This window comes from Microcoleus sp. Pol7_A1, assembly GCF_036701085.1.
In the GTDB taxonomy this organism is placed as follows: domain Bacteria; phylum Cyanobacteriota; class Cyanobacteriia; order Cyanobacteriales; family Microcoleaceae; genus Microcoleus; species Microcoleus asticus.
In genome coordinates, this window is sequence record NZ_JAUBQD010000012.1 from 24,381 (window position 1) to 42,802 (window position 18,422).

At 46.0% G+C, this 18,422-nt stretch carries 21 protein-coding genes; 14 read left to right on the forward strand and 7 right to left on the reverse strand.

Annotation, left to right across the window (positions count from 1 at the left end):
* The first annotated feature begins 9 nt into the window (after positions 1-9).
* Both QUA20_RS09600 and QUA20_RS09605 read left to right on the forward strand, forming a co-directional pair.
* The gene (locus tag QUA20_RS09600; protein WP_333188126.1) at positions 10-621 is read left to right on the forward strand and encodes a methyltransferase domain-containing protein; all 612 of its coding nucleotides are present in this window, start codon (positions 10-12) and stop codon (positions 619-621) included.
* 174 nt (positions 622-795) lie between these two features.
* Positions 796-1,470 carry an SDR family oxidoreductase gene (locus QUA20_RS09605; protein ID WP_333188129.1) on the forward strand — a complete coding sequence of 225 codons (675 nt, stop codon included), beginning with the start codon at positions 796-798 and terminating at the stop codon, positions 1,468-1,470.
* A 141-nt stretch (positions 1,471-1,611) separates the two neighbouring features.
* Here QUA20_RS09605 and QUA20_RS09610 read toward each other — a convergent pair whose 3' ends face one another.
* The gene (locus tag QUA20_RS09610; protein ID WP_333188130.1) at positions 1,612-2,091 is read right to left on the reverse strand and encodes a hypothetical protein; all 480 of its coding nucleotides are present in this window, start codon (positions 2,089-2,091) and stop codon (positions 1,612-1,614) included.
* Between the two features lie 82 nt (positions 2,092-2,173).
* On the opposite strand from QUA20_RS09610, the gene petN reads away from it, so the two are divergent.
* The 4 genes from petN (at position 2,174) to QUA20_RS09630 (ending at position 3,468) form a co-directional block, all read left to right on the forward strand.
* Entirely contained in the window at positions 2,174-2,263 is a 90-nt protein-coding gene (gene petN / locus QUA20_RS09615; protein ID WP_071883976.1) for a cytochrome b6-f complex subunit PetN, read from the forward strand.
* 92 nt (positions 2,264-2,355) lie between these two features.
* Positions 2,356-2,955, forward strand: coding sequence for a DJ-1/PfpI family protein (locus tag QUA20_RS09620; protein ID WP_333188132.1), 600 nt, complete (start codon positions 2,356-2,358; stop codon positions 2,953-2,955).
* A complete protein-coding gene (locus tag QUA20_RS09625) occupies positions 2,952-3,194 on the forward strand; it encodes a DUF167 domain-containing protein (protein WP_333188134.1) in 243 nt (80 codons plus the stop codon). The genes QUA20_RS09620 and QUA20_RS09625 overlap by 4 nt, the downstream gene beginning before the upstream one ends.
* Before the next feature lie 85 nt (positions 3,195-3,279).
* Positions 3,280-3,468 carry a CsbD family protein gene (locus QUA20_RS09630; RefSeq protein WP_172186207.1) on the forward strand — a complete coding sequence of 63 codons (189 nt, stop codon included), beginning with the start codon at positions 3,280-3,282 and terminating at the stop codon, positions 3,466-3,468.
* Between the two features lie 290 nt (positions 3,469-3,758).
* Here the strand turns inward: QUA20_RS09630 and QUA20_RS09635 are convergent, their stop codons facing one another.
* Positions 3,759-5,720: a calcium-binding protein gene (locus tag QUA20_RS09635; protein WP_333188137.1), complete on the reverse strand. Its 1,962-nt coding sequence runs from the start codon at positions 5,718-5,720 to the stop codon at positions 3,759-3,761.
* 464 nt (positions 5,721-6,184) lie between these two features.
* Positions 6,185-7,318, reverse strand: coding sequence for a cob(I)yrinic acid a,c-diamide adenosyltransferase (locus tag QUA20_RS09640; RefSeq protein WP_172186209.1), 1,134 nt, complete (start codon positions 7,316-7,318; stop codon positions 6,185-6,187).
* A 227-nt stretch (positions 7,319-7,545) separates the two neighbouring features.
* On the opposite strand from QUA20_RS09640, the gene fraC reads away from it, so the two are divergent.
* From fraC to larE, 5 genes are all read left to right on the forward strand, one after another.
* On the forward strand, positions 7,546-8,064 hold the full coding sequence (gene fraC, locus QUA20_RS09645; RefSeq protein ID WP_172186210.1) for a filament integrity protein FraC: 519 nt from the start codon (positions 7,546-7,548) through the stop codon (positions 8,062-8,064).
* A gap of 5 nt (positions 8,065-8,069) precedes the next feature.
* Positions 8,070-9,068 carry a DUF5357 family protein gene (locus QUA20_RS09650; RefSeq protein WP_333188142.1) on the forward strand — a complete coding sequence of 333 codons (999 nt, stop codon included), beginning with the start codon at positions 8,070-8,072 and terminating at the stop codon, positions 9,066-9,068.
* Positions 9,069-9,257: 189 nt separating this feature from the next.
* A complete protein-coding gene (locus QUA20_RS09655; RefSeq protein ID WP_333188144.1) occupies positions 9,258-10,031 on the forward strand; it encodes an ABC transporter permease in 774 nt (257 codons plus the stop codon).
* A 170-nt stretch (positions 10,032-10,201) separates the two neighbouring features.
* Positions 10,202-10,981, forward strand: a complete 780-nt coding sequence (locus QUA20_RS09660; RefSeq protein ID WP_333188147.1) for a Uma2 family endonuclease — start codon at positions 10,202-10,204, stop codon at positions 10,979-10,981.
* Between the two features lie 136 nt (positions 10,982-11,117).
* Positions 11,118-11,945, forward strand: coding sequence for an ATP-dependent sacrificial sulfur transferase LarE (gene larE, locus QUA20_RS09665; RefSeq protein ID WP_333188150.1), 828 nt, complete (start codon positions 11,118-11,120; stop codon positions 11,943-11,945).
* Here larE and QUA20_RS09670 read toward each other — a convergent pair whose 3' ends face one another.
* Together QUA20_RS09670 and QUA20_RS09675 are read right to left on the reverse strand one after the other, a co-directional pair.
* A complete protein-coding gene (locus tag QUA20_RS09670) occupies positions 11,946-12,404 on the reverse strand; it encodes a hypothetical protein (protein ID WP_172186215.1) in 459 nt (152 codons plus the stop codon).
* Between the two features lie 5 nt (positions 12,405-12,409).
* Complete coding sequence (locus tag QUA20_RS09675; protein WP_172186216.1) at positions 12,410-12,733, reverse strand: polymorphic toxin type 24 domain-containing protein; 324 nt, start codon at positions 12,731-12,733, stop codon at positions 12,410-12,412.
* A 155-nt stretch (positions 12,734-12,888) separates the two neighbouring features.
* Here QUA20_RS09675 and QUA20_RS09680 point away from each other — a divergent pair, with 155 nt between their 5' ends.
* Positions 12,889-13,623, forward strand: a complete 735-nt coding sequence (locus QUA20_RS09680; protein WP_333188153.1) for an SGNH/GDSL hydrolase family protein — start codon at positions 12,889-12,891, stop codon at positions 13,621-13,623.
* Positions 13,624-13,757: 134 nt separating this feature from the next.
* Here the strand turns inward: QUA20_RS09680 and QUA20_RS09685 are convergent, their stop codons facing one another.
* Positions 13,758-15,623: a polysaccharide biosynthesis/export family protein gene (locus QUA20_RS09685; RefSeq protein ID WP_333188156.1), complete on the reverse strand. Its 1,866-nt coding sequence runs from the start codon at positions 15,621-15,623 to the stop codon at positions 13,758-13,760.
* 333 nt (positions 15,624-15,956) lie between these two features.
* On the opposite strand from QUA20_RS09685, the gene QUA20_RS09690 reads away from it, so the two are divergent.
* Positions 15,957-16,658, forward strand: a complete 702-nt coding sequence (locus QUA20_RS09690) for a class I SAM-dependent methyltransferase (RefSeq protein ID WP_333188158.1) — start codon at positions 15,957-15,959, stop codon at positions 16,656-16,658.
* A gap of 11 nt (positions 16,659-16,669) precedes the next feature.
* On the opposite strand, the gene QUA20_RS09695 is transcribed toward QUA20_RS09690, so the two are convergent.
* Entirely contained in the window at positions 16,670-17,023 is a 354-nt protein-coding gene (locus QUA20_RS09695) for a DUF4864 domain-containing protein (RefSeq protein ID WP_333188161.1), read from the reverse strand.
* Between the two features lie 182 nt (positions 17,024-17,205).
* Here QUA20_RS09695 and QUA20_RS09700 point away from each other — a divergent pair, with 182 nt between their 5' ends.
* Entirely contained in the window at positions 17,206-18,396 is a 1,191-nt protein-coding gene (locus QUA20_RS09700) for an endonuclease NucS domain-containing protein (protein WP_333188164.1), read from the forward strand.
* Positions 18,397-18,422: the final 26 nt, after the last annotated feature.

An 18,422-nucleotide genomic window follows, 5' to 3' on the forward strand; every position in this document is an offset into this window, starting at 1 on the left:
GGGGAAATTGTGGACAAACGCGAAGAAATTACGATCGCAGAATACCAGCTAACTGCCGAATCTTTCCGAGAAGGAACTTGGCATCACGACGTATCCCAAAATCGCGACGCACTGACCGCTGCTATGCCCCGCAATCCCGGTAAAATTCTCGATATAGGATGCGGGCCGGGACGAGATTTAGTAGCGTTCAAAAGCCAAGGACACACAGTTGTAGGCTTAGATGCAACTCCAGCTTTTGTAGAAATAGCTAAGAAGTTATCGGGATGCGAAGTTTGGCAGCAATCTTTTCTGAGTCTCGACTTGCCAAATGCAGAATTTGACGGTATTTTTGCCAATGCTTCCCTGATTCACGTTCCCAGCAACGAGATGGTGAAAGTGCTGCAAGATTTGCACAAAGCCTTAGTTGTTAGCGGTGCAATTGTCATGTCAATGTGCCGGGGAAATTGGGAGGGATACGACGAGCGGCCGACGGGAAAACGCTATACTGCCGGATGGGAATATCATACTTTAGCGCCTTGTTTAGAACAAGCGGGATTTGCCATTGTCGATCGCTACTATCGCCCTCCCGGTTTGCCGCGCGAAGCTCAATCTTGGGTAGTAATGGTAGGCAGAAAAATCTAACGTAAATGGGAAATTGGGAATCGGTAATTGCGAATAATTCCCCTCTCTTCCTATGCGGACTCTGCGCCCTCTGCAATTCACAAAAAAAACTCATTCACCAATAGACAGAAGATTGTTGTATAATTATCCACAGTCAAATAAACCACTTTCTGCACCAATTAAATCCAAATTAATATGACAGAGAAATTCCACATTTTTTTAGCTGGTGCTAGTCGAGGCGTCGGCTTAGAAATCGCGAAATGTCTGATAGCACAAAAAATGCAAGTAACTGCACTTTTGCGATCGCCCGCAACCACCACCGAATTAGAAGCAATGGGCATCAAAGTCGTGACTGGCGATGCTTTGGATGCAGCAGCTATGGAAGCTGCTATGGCTGGCGGCGATCCAATTCATGCCGTAATCAGCACAATTGGCGGCTTGCCAAAAGATGGAGAAAGAGCCGATTATTTGGGCAACAAAAACTTGATTGATGCGGCTGTCAAAGCAGGCGTGCAAAAATTTATTTTAGTTTCATCCATAGGCAGCGGTAACAGTGCCGCTGCTTTGCAACCGCAAGTTTTGGAAACTTTGGGCCCGGTCTTAATTGAGAAAGAAAAAGCCGAAAATCATTTGATAGAAAGCGGGATGATTTATACAGTGATTCGTCCCGGCGGACTCAAATCGGAACCTGCAACAGGCAACGGTATTTTAACAGAAGATTGTCTAGTTGCTGGAACTATTCACCGGGCGGATGTAGCGCAGCTAGTTTGTCAGTGTTTAGTTTCTGATGCTGCTAACAATAAAGTTTTGTCGGCGGTAGACAGGCAAATGCTTTACGGCAATCCAGAATTTGAGGTATTAAATCTTTAGGGGCGGGTTTAGCGCAAAATAAGCTGTCTCGCATCTAAATTGTATTTTTTGGGCGGGCTAGGAGCAACGGCCCACAGGAAAATTGAACTTTTGTGGAACAGGCATCTTGCCTGTTCCTAAAAATGCTGCAAGATGTGGCACTCAAGAATCGAAAGGCTTAATCCACGATCGCCCGATCGCCCAATCCAAAACCAAACCCGCGATCGCAAACAATACTACACTCTCGGCACCGCGAACAGCAAACGGCAATAACTCCTGTAGGGCGGGCATCTTCCCGGATTCAAAAAACAATCCAGCATCCAATTGTCCAAAAGCCCGCACCAACCCAAAAGCCAACACCGCACCCGATTTAAGCTGCGGGTTAACATCTCGGCGAATCGCATAGCGGTAAGTCACGCCGAACAAAAAACCGCCCAAAAGTGCGATCGCCCCTCTGAAGGCAAAATTTAGGTCAATTTCCCTTACCTGCAAACTCGCCAGAGAATCCAACCTATCCGCTAAAATTAAGCTATTACCAAGGGCGATCGCCCCAAAACCAAGCAAACAAGACAAAGCAGCAACACTCCCTGCTTTCAAAGATTCTACCCGTTCAGCGGCACTAAAATTTGACGAGTCCTTCACAGCGCCCTCATTTCAAAAATGGCTCAAATTGACTTATCATAAGGTTTGGAGTCACTTTGTACAGTTTGTTCAATAAATAGCTATGGATATTTTGTCACTCGGTTGGGTTTCGGTGCTAGTTCTGTTCTCCTTCTCAATTTCAATGGTCATTTGGGGACGCAACGGTTTCTAGATTCCACAATAGCTTGCGGGGCAAGCTTTTTCACTGCCCCGCATTTTTTTTTAATCCTATTTAATCAAATCAAAATAACAGGAGTTGGAAACATGACAGCAAAAAAAATCTTAATGTTAGTCGGCGACTTTGTAGAAGACTACGAAGTAATGGTTCCCTTCCAAGCACTGCAAATGGTAGGTCACACCGTCCACGCCGTCTGCCCGGAAAAAGCAGCAGGCCAAAAAATTCGCACCGCAATTCACGACTTTGAAGGCGATCAAACCTACAGCGAAAAACCCGGTCACAACTTTACTTTAAACGCGACTTTTGACGAAATCAACCCGGCAGACTACGACGCTTTGGTTATCCCCGGAGGACGCGCCCCAGAATACATCCGCCTCAACGAACAAGTGCTGCAAATTACCCGCTACTTTGCCAACAGCAAAAAGCCGATCGCATCTATTTGTCACGGCTTGCAAGTCCTAACCGCCGCCGGCGTACTCGAAGGCAAACGGTGCACTGCATACCCCGCTTGCAGCCCCGACGTACTCCGGGCCGGCGGCAAATATACAGAAGTTCCCGTTACCGACGCCGTAGTCGATGGCAACTTAATTACTGCCCCCGCGTGGCCAGCACATCCTAACTGGCTAGCTGAATTCCTGAAAGTTTTGGGAACGAAGATCGAACATTCAGAGAAAGTCGAAGTGTGACTATTTTCACAATCAAAGTTAAACCGAATTCCAAACAGCAAAGTATCGCAGAACAACCCGACGGCAGCCTCACAATACATCTCAAGTCGCCGCCAGTTGATGGTAAAGCCAATCAAGAATTAATCATGCTGTTGGCGAAAAAGTTTAAAGTGCCGAAATCTGCGATCGGCATTAAATCCGGTTTTTTCTCCAGAAATAAACTTGTGGAAATTCCAATCGAACCTGTAACTGAGAAATAAAGGTAATAACAAATCTATCTAAAGAGGTATACAGACTCAACTTTAAAATCATATATTAGTAGTTGTAGAGTTACAATATAAAATTATGAGCATTGAAAATAGAGTCGAAGCAACAGCGAAGAATATTGAAGGCAAAATCCAAGAAGCTGTTAGCGAAGTTACAGGCAATCAGAAAGATAAATTAGAAGGTCAAGCCAAGCAAGACCAAGCATCAGCAATTCACCTGAAAGAAGACCTCAAAGATAAAGCAAAAGACATTGTAGACCGAGCTTAGTAACAGTATTTGCTACAAGTTTCCTGCCTACTCAATCCAGCAAACCTATCGTTTGCTGGCTTTTTTTGCGATCGCCCAAACTTGTAGGAGCCGTGAGGGGGGCTATTAGTGCCAGGCAAACACCTCGCGATGCAAAGAAACTCAGGCTCCCTGACGCACCCTGTTCCACTAACAATCGCTGCAATAAAAAAGCCAGGGATTTATATCCCCAGCTCTAAACATACCAGAATTAGTTTTGAGAGTTGGTAGGGCGATCGTTTCAGAATCGACCCCACCCACTTTTACCCCAATTAAATCAGGGTAATGTCAGAAGCCGTCACGCCCGGTCTGCCATTCAGAATTGCCAGCGTAACGCCTGGGTTAGCACCAGCAGTACCGTCAGGGTCAAATCCTAGTCGTCCGGTTCCATTTTCATAGAAGAGGAACGCATCTGACGCGGCAGCCCCGGCTGGACCAAAACTGCTAGTGTAAGCGCCGCTCTCAAGCACCAAGAACGACCTCGAAGAAACTCGATTCGTACCTTCGACTGCACTCAATCCGGGGAAGCTGTTGAATTGCAAGATAAACTTGTCTTGACCGGCCACAAAATCGCCGATTTGGTCTGGCCCACTACCCGAGTCGCCCTCGCCGAAGTTGTTGTAGTAGAAGCTGTCATTACCCGAGCCACCAAGCAGCGTGTCAGCACCAGGCCCCCCACCGAGAGAGTCGTTACCGTCACCGCCGATCAAATAGTCGTTACCAAAGCCGGCCAGGATCGTGTCGTTTCCAGCGCCGGAATTTAAGGTATCGTCCCCGGCTGCTCCGAGGGTAGCATTGAATGAGTCGCCGAACAGGATGTCATCCCCGTTACCAGTAGTGACCACATCAGTGCCGTTGCCGCCAGTAATGAAGTTGCTGCCTAAAGTATCGGTAATGAAGTTGGCGACTGTGCCGCTAAAGGTGACGCTGGTAGCATAGGAGATGATGTCGTTACCCGCAAAGTTGCCAATCACGCGATCGCGCTGGCTGCCAAAGATGAATGTGTCACTTCCCTCGCCACCGTTCATGAGGTTGGTGACGGTGAAGGTGCTGCCAGTAGGATTAGTGTAGCCAATTAGCAGATCGCCGCCCAGCCCGCCGTCGAGAGTAACCAAAGCAGTACCAGTACCAGCAAAAATAGCCTTGGTAGCATCGATAGTATCGTTGCCATCTCCACCGGAGGCTTGAGTAAAGCTACCGCTCAGGCTGTCGTTGCCATCACCGCCGACCATGGTATCCGTCGAATAAGCTGCAACGATGGTGTCGTTGCCCACTCCGCCGTCGAGCAAGCTCCGACCCGCGAAGCCTGGAAATGCACTGGAGGCGCCTACGCTCGAAGTTGCAACTACCGTTGACGACACGATGAAGTCGTCGCCTCCACCTCCGAGGGCAGTATCCTGGGCTGCAAAAACCGTGATCGTGTCGTTGCCGTCCCCGCCGTCAAAGAAGTTTCTGCCGCCGCCAAACTCGCCGATGGCGCCGTAGAGAGAATCGTTGCCGCCACCGCCGATCAAGGTGGTTCTTTCAATGCCGACCGTGATGACGGTCGTAGCAAACGGGCTGGCTTGGGTACTGTTGGTAATGACTAAGATGTCGTCGTCATTATCGCCGGACAGGTAGCTGCTGCTGGCCACACCTCGTAGGGTGTCGTTGCCTCTACCGCCAAAGAGACTGTCTCTTACATTGATACCTACAACCAAGTCGTCGCCCAAATCACCCCGCAAGTAGTTGCTGCCTTCATTGCCAGCGAAGCCAATAGCCACGCCACCAGGTAAAGAGAGGTTGTTGCCACCGCCTGCGATGAAGAAGCCGATCGCGTCATTGTCTTTGCCGCCGTAGAGGGAGTCTCTTCTCTGCGCCCCTCCCAGCAGCGTATCTGCGCCCTGATTACCAAATATCAGGTTAGCTTCGACAGTACCTTGGAGGAAGTCTTCTCCCAAACCGCCGCCCAGGGTAGCCTGGGATTCAGCGACTATGGTGTCCGAGCCTGCTTCGCCGAACAGCAAAGCCGGAGTGCGCTGGGATCTGATTGAGTCTTCATCCTCGCCGCCGTACAGGGTATCGTTCGGGCCAACTGAAACCAGAGTATCGTTATCGGCTTGGCCAAATATTAAGCTGCCGCCCAGGGTTGAAGTTCTCACGAAATCCGCCCCAGCTCCGGCGAATACTGTATCCGGGCCTAGTCCCGGAAGGTTTAAATCTAGTTGATTAGGATTGTCATCTAACGTTGTCATAAAGCTTCACTCCTCTACTTGTTGGTCATCGCTGGTGCGACTACAGACACTGCCTAGAACACCGAATGTTTGGATTCCGCTGTAGTTTAACCTGTTTGCCAGCCGCAAGTCTAGCCTACTGGCGTTAACCCTGTCTAGACTTTCTCCCTCGCGGATTTTTTGCTTGTAAGCTTTTATTTTCAAAGTCTTCACCCTTTAATAATCCTGGTGCACTGTCTCAGGTGCTCACGCTCAAGAAGACGCGGCTCATATTCTTAATGTTCCATTCTGGATTGGCGGTCGGGGATCGCGTCCGGGGCAGGAAATTAAAGATTAAAAAAGGCAGATCTGGGTGATCGAGAAGACAAGGGAAATTGGGAGATTTGTTACTTGGTAACAAGGCTTTGTGGCAATTTGCTGTTTTCCAGGCAGGGCCGTCATTTAATAATTCTGAGTCCGGATCGAACTCCGTACCGCTCCGGGCTTTAAAAGTCTACGCCCCGCTTTAGTTCTACGCCCCGATCGCCGTAGTGTTTGTGACAGTATACCTCGGAGTGTACGCTTGCCAAGTCAAAGTAAGCGTGGGGTTTGTGGCAGCGCCCGGTGATAATAATTTCTGTATCCCGCGGCTTGCGTAGCAGGGCTTCTACGATCGGCTCTACCGACAGCAGTTCTAAGTCTACTGTGGGATTGAGTTCGTCGAGAATAATCGTTTTGTACCAGCCGCTGGCGATCGCACATTTGGCGATTTCCCAGCCGCGTTCTGCTTCGATGCAGTCTAACTCTTGCTGTTGCCCCCGCCAAACTATAGCATCCCGGCCGCACCGCTGGTGGTCTACTAGCTGCGGGTAGCTTTGGCGCAAAGCTGCGATCGCCGCATCTTCTGTATAACCTGTGCCGCCTTTGAGCCACTGCACGATTAACACGCGGTGAGATTGGTCTTGACTGATACCCCTACCTATTGCCTGCAAAGCTTTGCCCAAAGCGCTCGTAGACTTGCCTTTGCCCGCTCCCGTGTATATTTCGATACCCGCAATCTGATGCTCTGCCGCTGCGGGGTGATAGTGGGGCTTCATTTCTGAGTGCAAGTCGGCAATATCCAGCAAAGCTTCGGGGGCCGCTCGACCTGTGGCGATTACTTCTAAATATTCGGGTTTGTTTTTGAGGGTTTGGACTACTTCGTCCACTGGCAGCAAACCCAAGTCCAATACAGGGTTTAGTTCGTCTAGTACCACCACGGAATAGAGCTCGCTGGCGATCGCTCCTTTGGCGATATCCCAGCCTCGCTGAGCTTCTGCGCGATCGAAGCGGGTGATTGCTTCGGCCCCAAAATATTCGGCTCTGCCGGTGCGCACTTGGTCGATCAAGTGCGGAAATGCCCGTTGCAAGGCTTCTATTGCCCCGTCTTCGTCGTAGGAGCGGCCGGGGCCTTTGAGAAAGCGCAGCAACAAAACTCGCGTGGGCGAGTCAGAATTGATACCCAGCCCGATCGAGCGCAACACTACTCCCAAAGCTGCCTGAGACTTGCCTTTACCAGCGCCGTCGTAGACGTGAATCTGACCCGCAACGCGTTCCGACCGGGATGAGGCTGTCCGAATACCAATGCCATTCCTTACCATAATCAGCAGTTATTTGAGTCTGTATCGGGGTGGGTATTCGATCGCGCGCCTTGAATGTTTAATTTTTCCATTCTGTTGGCGGATCTCAAAAGATTATACGATAAGTCCTAACCCCCAATCTTTTAAGCAGCGAGCAAACGCAATCAGGGGCTCAAATCTGCGGTTAAGATTATTCCGCTTGTGCTGTACAATTAAAACTTAACACGGGCTTATATACCTGAAAGCTTATGATTGCGAGTGTTTTCCCATTTCGGACTGTTTTGGTGCAAATTTTAATTATGTTTTTGGCGATCGCGATCGAATCGTGGTTTCTGCAAAAACTACTTAAACTCGGTCCCAAAACCAGCGTTGAATATACAGCCATCCTCAATCTATCTTGCACTTTCGTAGGCTGGTTAGTTTTCTTCGGCATTGAAAGCGTTCTTCCCAAAGATTTGCGGGAACAGCTTATCGGTTATATTTTATTAGGTCGAGGGCAGGATGTTTACGCTCGAATAACTATGATAGCAGTCTCAGTATTGGCAGTAACTTTTATAGCTAAATGGCAGGGATTAGGAATCATAGAAAACATAGTTTTAGGCAATAAAAAAGCTTCCAAAACTCAGTTTTTAGGACCGCCCACCCTCACCCGCCGTCCTCCCAAAAAAACTTTTCAAGTAACTACCCAGTTGGGGGGAATTTTAATCGCCCACACGGTTAGCAATTTCGTTATTTTAACCGTGTTGTTTTTGCAAAGTGTCAATTGAAATATATGATGAAGCAATTTTTGGATGCCACTCAGCAACTCACTAAGCTGACGAACAACCTTTGGGAAACCAATAAAAAAATCCAAAAGGCGATGATTCCGCCTAAAGTGGTCCACTGGAAGACGCCTTTACTGCTCAGCATCTTTTTAGCTTTGCTGACAGTGGCGGCAGTCACTGACTGGCGGACGAGAACTCTGCTTTTTGATATGAGCTGGTTATTTTTTACACTTTCAATGGGTTTGCTGACCAGCCAGCAACCTTTTGTGATTAAAGGAGTAAGTCTGAGTCCGTGGGTGACAAGCATTTTAATTGGCTTGTGGTTGCTTGTAAGATTGCCGGCGGATAGGAAGGAAATAGCATGGATATCCGGCCCACTTATAGCAGTAGTAATTCTTGCTACAATAGAGGTTTGGAATAGCGAGTCAAAACGGGAAAGTATCAAGTCGTTGGTGCGCCCTCAGTTTTTGATAATTACCCTAGTTCACCTGCTGTTTTCCTGTTGGTTTGCATTTCACTTTTTAATTCAAGGTTGGATAAAACAGTATCCAAGCGTTTTATCGCAGGATTTGAGGAAAAGCGATTATGTGGTGACATTTCAACAGCCAACTATTAATCGCTCCCGAGGTGTTGTCATCCTCAATGCAATGGAGCGATACCTGCAAAATGAAGCCCGCACAAAACCGTGGGCGCAGGTAGAGCAAATGTTAATAGATATTGACAACGAGCGATTTTTTCTGCGGAATCAAGCCTTAAAAACAACTGGGATAGTCCCAGAAGATGCGAGCTGGGATGTCAAAACTTCGATCGTCCAAGGAGACTCCCGCTATCAGTTAGAGATGCAGGCAACTTGGCTGGGGCTGGTTTTTAGACCTGAAATATATTCGTTTACCAAATCTTGCGAGGTGTTCGAGATAGGCAATAGGGCTACTGTAAGGTGCGATGGGATCAAACGCTCTCAACCCGGACAAAAAAAAGATGGAACGGCGGGGGACAGTCAAGTTTGATTCTGTCTCTGTTAACTAATTGCGATCGGTATAGCGGGAGAGTGGGAGAGTCTGAGAGTGGGAGCGTCTGAGAGTCTGAGATGGAAAAAATCCTCTTTCTTCCCTCTTCCTTCTTCCTTCTTCCTTCTTCCCTCTTCCCTCTTCCTTATATTAAAGTATGGCGAAAGTTTCCAGCGGGTTAATAACTAGATGAATTTCAGAAGAATCTTGACAGTCGCGACCAATGTATTTTGGGAAGTAATTCGCGATCGCATCCTTTACTTAATTATTATTTTTGCTCTGTTGATGGGAGCCTCAGTACGGTTGATACCGGAATTGGCGGCGACAACCGAGAAAAAAATTATCTTAGATGTCGGTTTGGCTGCTATGAGCATTCTCGGTATAATTGCCACAGTCTTTGTGGCTACCGGACTGGTCAACAAAGAAATTGAAAAGCGGACTGTTTACCTGTTAGTTGCTAAGCCGATAAGTAGGGCTGAGTTAATTGTGGGCAAGCACTTAGGGCTGTCGGCCGTGCTGGCGGTGCTTGTAGCAGCAATGACTGTTATCTATCTGGCTATTCTGAGTTTGAGCCGGATTCCTTACCCTTTGGAAAGCATTTTAATCGCCTCGTTGTTTGTCTGGTTTGAGCTGTGTCTCATGGCCGGTGTCGGGATTTTATTTGGGGTGTTCAGCAGTTCGCTGCTGGCAGCTTTACTGACATTTGGCGTTTATTTGATGGGACATTCGACGCGGGATTTAGTGGCTTTGGGCAAGTTAACTAACAATCCTGGCATTGAACAATTGATGATGGGACTTTATCTGGTTTTGCCGGATTTAGCCAGATTCAATTTGAGAAACGACGCTGTTTACGGACAAGTTCCTTACTTGGCAGGTTTGATTACAGATGCTGGCTACGGTTTGCTGTATGTGGTGCTGCTGCTGTCAATTGCGATCGCCATATTTTCCCGTAGGGAATTTTAAAACGCGCCTTCGGCAGCTTCAGGGGTAATTGGTAATTGTTTGTAGTGAGGACTAAAATTTTCACTACAAACAAATTTTATTATCGAATTAGCACGCTAAGATATAGAAAAGGTTGTCGATAAGCAATCTCGACTAAAACTTAAATTTTTATTGGTAAAATGAGGTGGCTTATGACTACTATAATACACAAACCACTCTCAAAGCTAACCATTACCTGGCCGCTGTTACCCGATGATTTCATCCTACCGGACGACCCTGTAGAGGATACAGACCCTCCGTTGCTAGCTAACGGTTTGCGCCAGTCTTTAGTTGGTTCGCCGGAAGTAATGCAAGACGCACTGATAGTTTCTAATTTTGCTTTGTGCGCTGCTGTGGACGATCGCACTATTTGCAAAGCCCCAGACTGGATGTACGTGCAGCCGGTTCAACCTTGGCCTCACAACTATCCCCGCCGCAGTTACACGCCTCATACCGAAGGAACTGTCCCTTTTGTAGTGATGGAATTTCTATCAGCTACTTACGGCGATGAATACTCTGTCGAACACACAGAAGAAATCGGCAAGTGTTTTTTTTACGAACAAGTAATCAAAGTTCCTAGCTATGTCATTTTTCGGCCGCATACAGGCAGAATAGAAGTTTATGCGCTAGAATCGCGGCGTTACGAGAATCAAAATCCTGATGAAAACGGGCGTTATTTAATACCTGGATTAAATCTATTTTTGGGAGTTTGGCAGGGAACTCGCGAAGGTAGAACGGGATATTGGCTGGGCTGGTGGAATGCAGCCGGTGAGTTGCTGTTGTGGCCGGAAGAACGGGCTGAAGATGAACGACAGCGCGCCGATCGCCAACAGCAAGATAAAGAGTTAGCCGAGAGGCTGCTGGAACAGGAAAGACAGCGAAATCAAGAACTTTTGGCTCGATTGGCAGCCCTCGGTATCGATCCAGAATAGAATTAGAAGTCCGATGGAAGTCGGAAGAAGGAAGAGGTTCGAGACAAGAAGGGCACCCGATCGAGATATGCTTTCTTCATCCTTCTTTCTTTAGTTTGCTTTCTTACTTCTCTGTTTGTAACAAAAAATTGAAATTATGTTAGTAGAAAAACTCGAACAATTAAAAGATATTTTCGCACAGATGGAACGGGCTTTGATTGCCTACTCCGGCGGAATTGACAGCACTTTGGTGGCTAAAATCGCTTTTGATGTGTTGGGCGATCGCGCTTTGGCAGTTACTGCTGTTTCCCCGTCTTTACTGCCAGAAGATTTAGAAGATGCGCGCATTCAAGCAGCAGAAATAGGGATTGCCCACCAGGAAGTACAAACTCAGGAAATGGCAAATCCAAATTACACTTCTAACCCGGTTAACCGCTGCTATTTCTGCAAAAGCGAACTGCACGATACTTTGAAACCGCTAGCACTAGCAAAGGGTTATCCTTATGTGGTGGATGGGGTGAATGCTGACGATTTAAAGGATTACCGTCCGGGGATTCAGGCGGCAAAGGAACGCGGCGCGCGATCGCCTTTAGCAGAAGTAGGAATTACTAAGTTTGAAGTGCGGCAATTGGCAAAAGAATTGGGTTTACCTTGGTGGGACAAACCAGCTCAACCTTGTCTGAGTTCGCGCTTTCCTTACGGCGAAGAAATCACCGTTGGAAAGTTGCAAAGAGTGGGGCGCGCCGAACGGTATTTGCGGCAGTTGGGACTGAAAAATTTGCGAGTGCGATCGGACGGAGATACGGCGCGCATCGAGTTACCCGCCGAGGAGATTAAGGAATTTGTGTTAAAGGCAGATTTGCCTGCATTGGTGGCGGTGTTTCAAGAGTTTGGTTTTGTTTACGCGACTTTGGATTTGGAGGGATTTCGCAGTGGCAAATTAAATCAGGTTTTGAAACCGGAATTGTTGGGGGTGAAAGCTTGATTAATTATCCTGAAAAAACGTCACTACAACAGTGTGTTCGTCCCGATCGCATTTAACTTGAAAACGTCGCTGAGGATATAGTAATTTTAGGCGACTTTCCCACATCTGAGCTAATGCTTGTCCCAAATACAATAAATTCTCAGTGCTAGCGTTTTCCGCACCGGGGAGAATATCATCAATGTGCTGGTGGTTCATCACCTGCTCAATTGCAGCGACATCATTCCCCAGTTCGATTTTCCACTGTTCGTATATTTGACTGTTAAAGGCTTCGGACAAAAAGATACCGCCTTCATGTTCGACAAAATCTGGCCAGAATAGTTTTGTGAAAGCTATAGCAATTTCAATGTTAGCAGCTCCAAAAAGATAATCCCAAAGTGAAAAATCATCGCCGTTGGCTTTTTTCCACTGCTGGAAATCGATTAGTTTATCTGCATTCAAAGATATTTGTTTGATGAACATAATTTCTAGGGTATTTCATCCAATCTAGCTGGCCTAACTGTTTTCTCAGCTTGCACGAAAATGTCTCCTGCTGAGTTTTGGTTGTATTTGTATTCAACGGCGTGAGGTGTCGGCACATTTGCATGAGCCTTTCCTGTCAAGTCTACTCGCTTAATTGCCCGTCCGCTGTCATCGTAGACGATATAGCTGGTAATGTTTTTGCCCTCCATGCGGTAGAGTAAGTTTCTGGCACTTGCTCCATCTAGAGGAAATCTCCCGCTGACCTGGGTTCCGACGGCTATCAGGGTGCTAGCGGGGATGCCAACTGTCCAGTCAACTGGTTTAGACATAATATTAGTCCTAAATTATTTTACCACCTCAGTTTGATATATGTAGCGGTATTTGGATATGTACAAATTACTAATTTATAGAAATTTGCATCAATCCTGACTGCTCGTTAAAGCAAGAGCATAAACTAAAGTAGCAGCCAACTCAAGCAAGTTTTATGAACGCTAAATTTAGGTTAATTTCCGTCGTGTTGGCTTTGTTATTATGCGCGTACATCCCGTTTCGGGTGTTAGCTAACCCGCAACCTTCGGCAGATACAGTTAGTTCTGCCCTGTGGTGGCAACTTATTGTGTACAATCAGGTACAACAAATTAAAGACAAGCAATATCAAGGGTGCGTTTGGGGCGATTCTATTTCTTCGGCTCTCGGCGATTCTTTAGGTGAAGAAAATTTTAATTTTGCGATCGGCGGAATGAGTTCAGTTTCGCTGCTAGAACAGCTTAAACAGTTAGTACCACAGCGGTTTACCTGCGAAAAAGCGATTTTGGCGATCGGCACAAATGATACTATGTATGGCATTAGCGACGAGGCGTTTGTCACCAATTTAAAACAGGCGATCGCCCTGATGCGATCGCTCGGAACAAAACAGATTATTCTGATTCCTGCTTTTTACTCCACTCTTGCCGCCAGCTACAATCCTAAATTAGCAGGAACAATTGCTAGAGTTGACGAAATCAATATTCTGATCGATCGAGTATCAGCCGCCGAAAATTTGGCCGTTGAATCTCGCGGCATACAAGCATTGTTTAATGAACAAGCTCTCAATGCAGATTTAACCATTGACGGTGTTCACCTCAATGCTAAAGGTTTAGACATATACAGAAAAGTTTTGTTAAATATTTTGAATTATCCTTTAACAACGCGCATTATTTGCGAAATAATCTTTGTTTAAGTTATTAGTTTAAATTCCGTAGACGGGGACTTGATGCGTGAAGTTTGAGCTTAACGAGCGCAATCAAATTGTTTTGTAGGGAGGACTGAAGTCCTCACTACAAAATTATAAAGGTTATTTTACATGACTAGATATCAAGGAGTAGTTGGCTGAATTTGCTGTGGCTGCATTTGCTGCTGCTGATTTTGGAGCAGAAGTTGCTGCTCCTGGATTTGGAGTTGCCGATTCTCAAGATCTATTTGCCGCTGTCTGTCTTCAAGTTGCAGCCTTCTGTCTTCAAGTTGCAGTCTTCTGTCTTCTGCTTGCTGCAATCTATCTTCACGTTGTATCTGTCTTTCTAGCTGTCTGTCTTCACGTTGCTCTTGTCTGTCTTGACGTTGTTCGCGAAGCTGTCTGATCTGAATTCGCCGATCGAAATCTCCTCCCAAAAATAAGTTTTGAAAAGTTCTGATCGTTGTATCAAACCCACTAAGAACGCCGCTAACAGCGCTGATCCCAGTTGCAACTCCTGCGATCGGCTGCAAGAAACTGTTGATATTGTCTGCTACCCTAGTGTAGCCCGATCGCGCTACCAGAATCACATCGTTGTTGCGAAGAGTTGGGTTATTATTAGGATTCAATCCTTGAGCAAAATCCACCTCGATCGTGCGGCGAGAAACAGTACCGTTGGGGTTCAAACGCAATAGTTCTACCTTGTCTTTTTTAGCCCGCAATTGATTGAAACTGCCTGCGGTCAGCAAAGCTTGGTGCAGGGATGTACTGGGCCGCACCTGCAAAGCCCCAGGCCTAATTACTTCTCCTACAATATTGATGCTAATCGCGTTCGGAGAAAAACTGCTATTTGCGACTTGAGAAACTTCAGCTAAGTCTACAGTCGCTGCTGTCGGGATAATTACGCTATCTCCTTCTTGCAGCAAAACATCTTGAGTTGCGTCGCCTTTTTGCAGCAAATCCCACAGATTTACCATGATAGTTTGTTCGTTGGCACCTCTGATTCGGCGGCGGATTTGCACGCGGCGAATGTCAGCTTCTGTAGTGATACCGCCAGCAATTTTGAGCGCTCTAGTTATCGTTGGTAAACCGACAACTGCTCCTTGCTGTTGCTCGATGCTGACAAAACTCAGTTCTGTTTGTTGGTTGGTCGATCGCAAATCAGCAGCAGATATAGTATAAGGCCCCGGCCTGTTTACCTCGCCGACAATTACCACGCCAATTGGTTTAGTAATATCAGCGGAAAAATTAGCACTGGCTCTTTGACGAACTTCTTGAGTATTCAGGGCACTGGCTGTCGGTACAAAAATTGTATCTCCATCTCGAATCGTGACATCTTGACGCAAATTTCCCGTCTCTAAAAAATTCTGCAAATCTACCGTAGTAACTTGCTCCGGCCCGCCTCTGCGGGGACGGCGAATTTGGACATTTCGCATATCTCCGGCTGATGTCACCCCTTGTGCAAGTTGCAGCATTTCCATCAAAGTCGGGAATTTTACTCCTCCTCCTTCTCTAGTGGGATTAATCTTGTAGGAACCCGGGCGAGTAACTTCACCCGCAAGACCTATATTTAGGGGGCGAGCGACGATCACAGTCACAGTAACAACGGGAACATTGATGAAGGGTTCGTATCGCTGGGTAATCACGTTAGCGGCTTGTTGCAGCGTCAACCCTTGAATTGAGACGCTGCGAATGATTGGCAAATTGAGCGTCCCGTCAACTAACACTTGATATTCTTTGCTGAATTCAGGGACGCCGAAGATATCTAAAGCAATGCGATCGCCCGGGCCTAAAGTATAAGCTGCTTCTTGTGTCAGCGGCGCAGAATTGCCGATCGGTGGCAAACTTACACCCCGAGGTGGCGGCGGCGGTACTATCGGTTGGTTTGAGTTAGGACTGGCGGCAGGATTTCTGATGGCAGGCAACTGAGCTATACTGGGCAGCGAACTCAATAGCACCAGGAGTGCTGACAAACTAAGACTTTTAGCGGTTTGAACGTTATGTTTCATCTTTCTTCCCTGGTTGCAGCCTGCCAATGAACGAGAGCAATTTAGCTAGTTGATTTTAGTTTATTTTCCCTGCTGTCCAGTGTAGCCTCGCTTCGCTGCAAAATCCACAGGTGGAATGATAAAAATAGTGCGATCGCACTTAACTATTTTGTACCTTGTTTGTAAAGAAACTGTAAAGCCCGCCAACTGTTCTCAGGATTAGGAGCTCGTTTGAGCAAAATTTTTCATACATAACTCGGGATACAAATCAACCTGCCACAGAAAGGAGATAGGAAAAAACCGCCCTGATTTGAGGTAAAATATTAGATAATTCTATCTGCGGGACAAAGACAAGTGTCACTAAAATTGGATAAAGTAATTCCCTGGGGACGCTGCTTGGATGAATACATAGGAATGTTTAGCTTGACATCAAGTGACCTCAAGCTAGCAATTCTTGATTGTGCCGGCGGCCCGGCGAGTTTCAATGCCGAAATGACTCGCCAAGGTAAAAAGGTAATTTCTTGCGATCCAGTTTATCAGTTTACTGCGTTGGAAATTGGCGATCGCATCCAAGAAACATATCAAACTGTGATTGACGGTGTTAAAGCCAATTTAGACGGCTATCTGTGGAATAATTTTGAATCGCCGTACCAGCTAGGCGAAGTGCGAATGAAGGCGATGCAGGAATTTTTAGAAGATTTTCCATCAGGCTTGCAGCAAGGCCGCTACCTGAATGCTGAGCTGCCAGTTTTGCCTTTCGAGAACAGTCAATTCGATTTAGCTTTGTGCAGCCATTTCTTGTTTGCTTATTCTCACCTGCTTTCCGAAGAATTTCATCTGGAAGCAATTACAGAAATGTGTCGGGTTGCGAAGGAAGTCCGGGTATTCCCTCTATTGCAGAGTTTTAGCGGGGAGGAATCCGATCACTTAAATCCGACGATCGCAGAATTGAAAAAGAGAAGTTTTAGTGTAGAAATTCAAGAGGCTCCCTACGAGTTTCAAAAAGGCGGGAATAAGATGCTGCGAGTTAGCAAAAAAAGCTCAGCCTCAAAGTAAGCATAACTTATTTATGCTGTTATGGAAACCAAATAACAGCCATTAATTCGCCAACTATTATCAAACTGTTTTTCCATGAGATAAATGGCTCTGATTGGGATGCCTTCCGAGTCCAGCAACAGCACCGGCTGAGCGGGAATTCCTTCTACAGTGGTGAGGTTTTCAAATAATACCGAGCGCGGACGGTAGACAGCTTCATAGGCAATTTTTACCATGTGCATAAAGTTTTCTGCTGTGCGAAACTGGTGCTGAATTCCGGGACTGGCGAAGGAAAAAGCCCCAGCAGCATCGTCTTTTTGAAATGCTTGTAGTTGCTGTTCTACGACTGAGCGAATGGTAGCGCGATCGCTTTCACTGATGAGCATATTTTTAATGATTTGTCAAGATATGGGAGTGTCGAATAGTTACTATTATAGCGCTCCCACTTAAAGGCGATTTTGTGGCGGGATGGCTGGGAAGCTCTCAGGGCGATCGAGCTTTATTTAAACCCCCGGCGCACTACAGACATTAGTGGTAAAATTGGTTAAAAACTTTAAGAATTGTCAAAATGCTCAGCAGCGCCGCATTGAGGAAAACAGGGTCGGGGTGGGAATTTGCAAATGAAGAAGCGTTAGAGGATTTTGTCGAAGTTCACTTGCAAAGTTTGCTCGGTTTGACAGTCATCAAGCGGCAATTCACTGTCAACGAGCAAAGATGCGATATTATAGCGGTGGACGAGAATAAACGGTTAGTTGTGCTGGAGTTGAAAAACGGCGAAGATAGATATGTCGTTCAGCAGTTAACCCGTTATTACGATGCTTTGTTAGAACACAAACCTTTTGCCGAGCGCGTGGATTACGATCGACCGGTTCGCTTAATAGCAATTACGCCGAAATTTCACAGGGATAATTTTACAGACAGGAAGTATCACGGGCTATTTTTTCAGTTTTTGCAATTTGCGATCGTTTTTTTTGAGGATAACTTAAATTTACAACTGAAAGATGTAGATACTGAACAGATGTCACAAGTAGAAATTGTTCACCAGCAAAAAGAAAGCACTGATAATATACCGATTCCACCTAAAGCATTTATAAAACTATTAAGCCAGTGTGAGCTTAGTCAACAGCAAAAAATATTGAAAATTAGGGATAAAATTCTCTGCTTTGATAAACGAATGCAAGAAATTACTGATAGTGGTAGTATTAAGTATGGAAATGGCAACACTAAGACCAGTAAATTTTGTGCAGAGTTATGTTCAGACAGTAAAGGAAATCTCATTTTATTTTTATGGCTACCTTTAAAAGGTCTGACAAGTAAAACTATTTCAAGAGCAAGAGTCTGGACAGATTGGAATGATAATGCTTTGATAGAGGGCTACGTATCGAGAGGAATTGGTGCTAAAGTTAGCTCTAATAAGAAGGTAATAGCTAATCAGACAGAAAAAATAAAGCAAAATATAAAAGATATCCAACAGTGTATGCCTAGGCATACTTATTTTATTGAAAGAGAATTATTAGAATACATTAATAGCGCCATTAAACTCGTTAACAAATCGGCAGCTTCTCAAATATTAACTTATGAAGAGATGAAGTATATAGATTTAAGCAAGGATGTCAAAGATGTTTTTATTAAAATGAAAATTATCGCTCGATATCCGGAAATTTTAGAAATTGCAGAATACTTAGAGAAACGTACCTGTAAATTTACTTCAGCTCAATTAATTGATTTATCCATGCAAAAATGGCTGGAAAGACTTTAAAGGTAAAAAACACTACCCCATCATCT

Coding starts and splice junctions, on each gene's coding strand:
- QUA20_RS09605 (WP_333188129.1), top strand. CDS start 796: ATGACAGAGAAATTCCACATTTTTTTAGCTGGTGCTAGTCGAGGCGTC.
- petN (WP_071883976.1), top strand. CDS start 2,174: ATGGATATTTTGTCACTCGGTTGGGTTTCGGTGCTAGTTCTGTTCTCC.
- QUA20_RS09620 (WP_333188132.1), top strand. CDS start 2,356: ATGACAGCAAAAAAAATCTTAATGTTAGTCGGCGACTTTGTAGAAGAC.
- QUA20_RS09630 (WP_172186207.1), top strand. CDS start 3,280: ATGAGCATTGAAAATAGAGTCGAAGCAACAGCGAAGAATATTGAAGGC.
- QUA20_RS09635 (WP_333188137.1), bottom strand. CDS start 5,720: ATGACAACGTTAGATGACAATCCTAATCAACTAGATTTAAACCTTCCG.
- QUA20_RS09640 (WP_172186209.1), bottom strand. CDS start 7,318: ATGGTAAGGAATGGCATTGGTATTCGGACAGCCTCATCCCGGTCGGAA.
- fraC (WP_172186210.1), top strand. CDS start 7,546: ATGATTGCGAGTGTTTTCCCATTTCGGACTGTTTTGGTGCAAATTTTA.
- QUA20_RS09650 (WP_333188142.1), top strand. CDS start 8,070: ATGATGAAGCAATTTTTGGATGCCACTCAGCAACTCACTAAGCTGACG.
- QUA20_RS09655 (WP_333188144.1), top strand. CDS start 9,258: ATGAATTTCAGAAGAATCTTGACAGTCGCGACCAATGTATTTTGGGAA.
- QUA20_RS09660 (WP_333188147.1), top strand. CDS start 10,202: ATGACTACTATAATACACAAACCACTCTCAAAGCTAACCATTACCTGG.
- larE (WP_333188150.1), top strand. CDS start 11,118: ATGTTAGTAGAAAAACTCGAACAATTAAAAGATATTTTCGCACAGATG.
- QUA20_RS09670 (WP_172186215.1), bottom strand. CDS start 12,404: ATGTTCATCAAACAAATATCTTTGAATGCAGATAAACTAATCGATTTC.
- QUA20_RS09675 (WP_172186216.1), bottom strand. CDS start 12,733: ATGTCTAAACCAGTTGACTGGACAGTTGGCATCCCCGCTAGCACCCTG.
- QUA20_RS09680 (WP_333188153.1), top strand. CDS start 12,889: ATGAACGCTAAATTTAGGTTAATTTCCGTCGTGTTGGCTTTGTTATTA.
- QUA20_RS09685 (WP_333188156.1), bottom strand. CDS start 15,623: ATGAAACATAACGTTCAAACCGCTAAAAGTCTTAGTTTGTCAGCACTC.
- QUA20_RS09695 (WP_333188161.1), bottom strand. CDS start 17,023: ATGCTCATCAGTGAAAGCGATCGCGCTACCATTCGCTCAGTCGTAGAA.
- QUA20_RS09700 (WP_333188164.1), top strand. CDS start 17,206: ATGCTCAGCAGCGCCGCATTGAGGAAAACAGGGTCGGGGTGGGAATTT.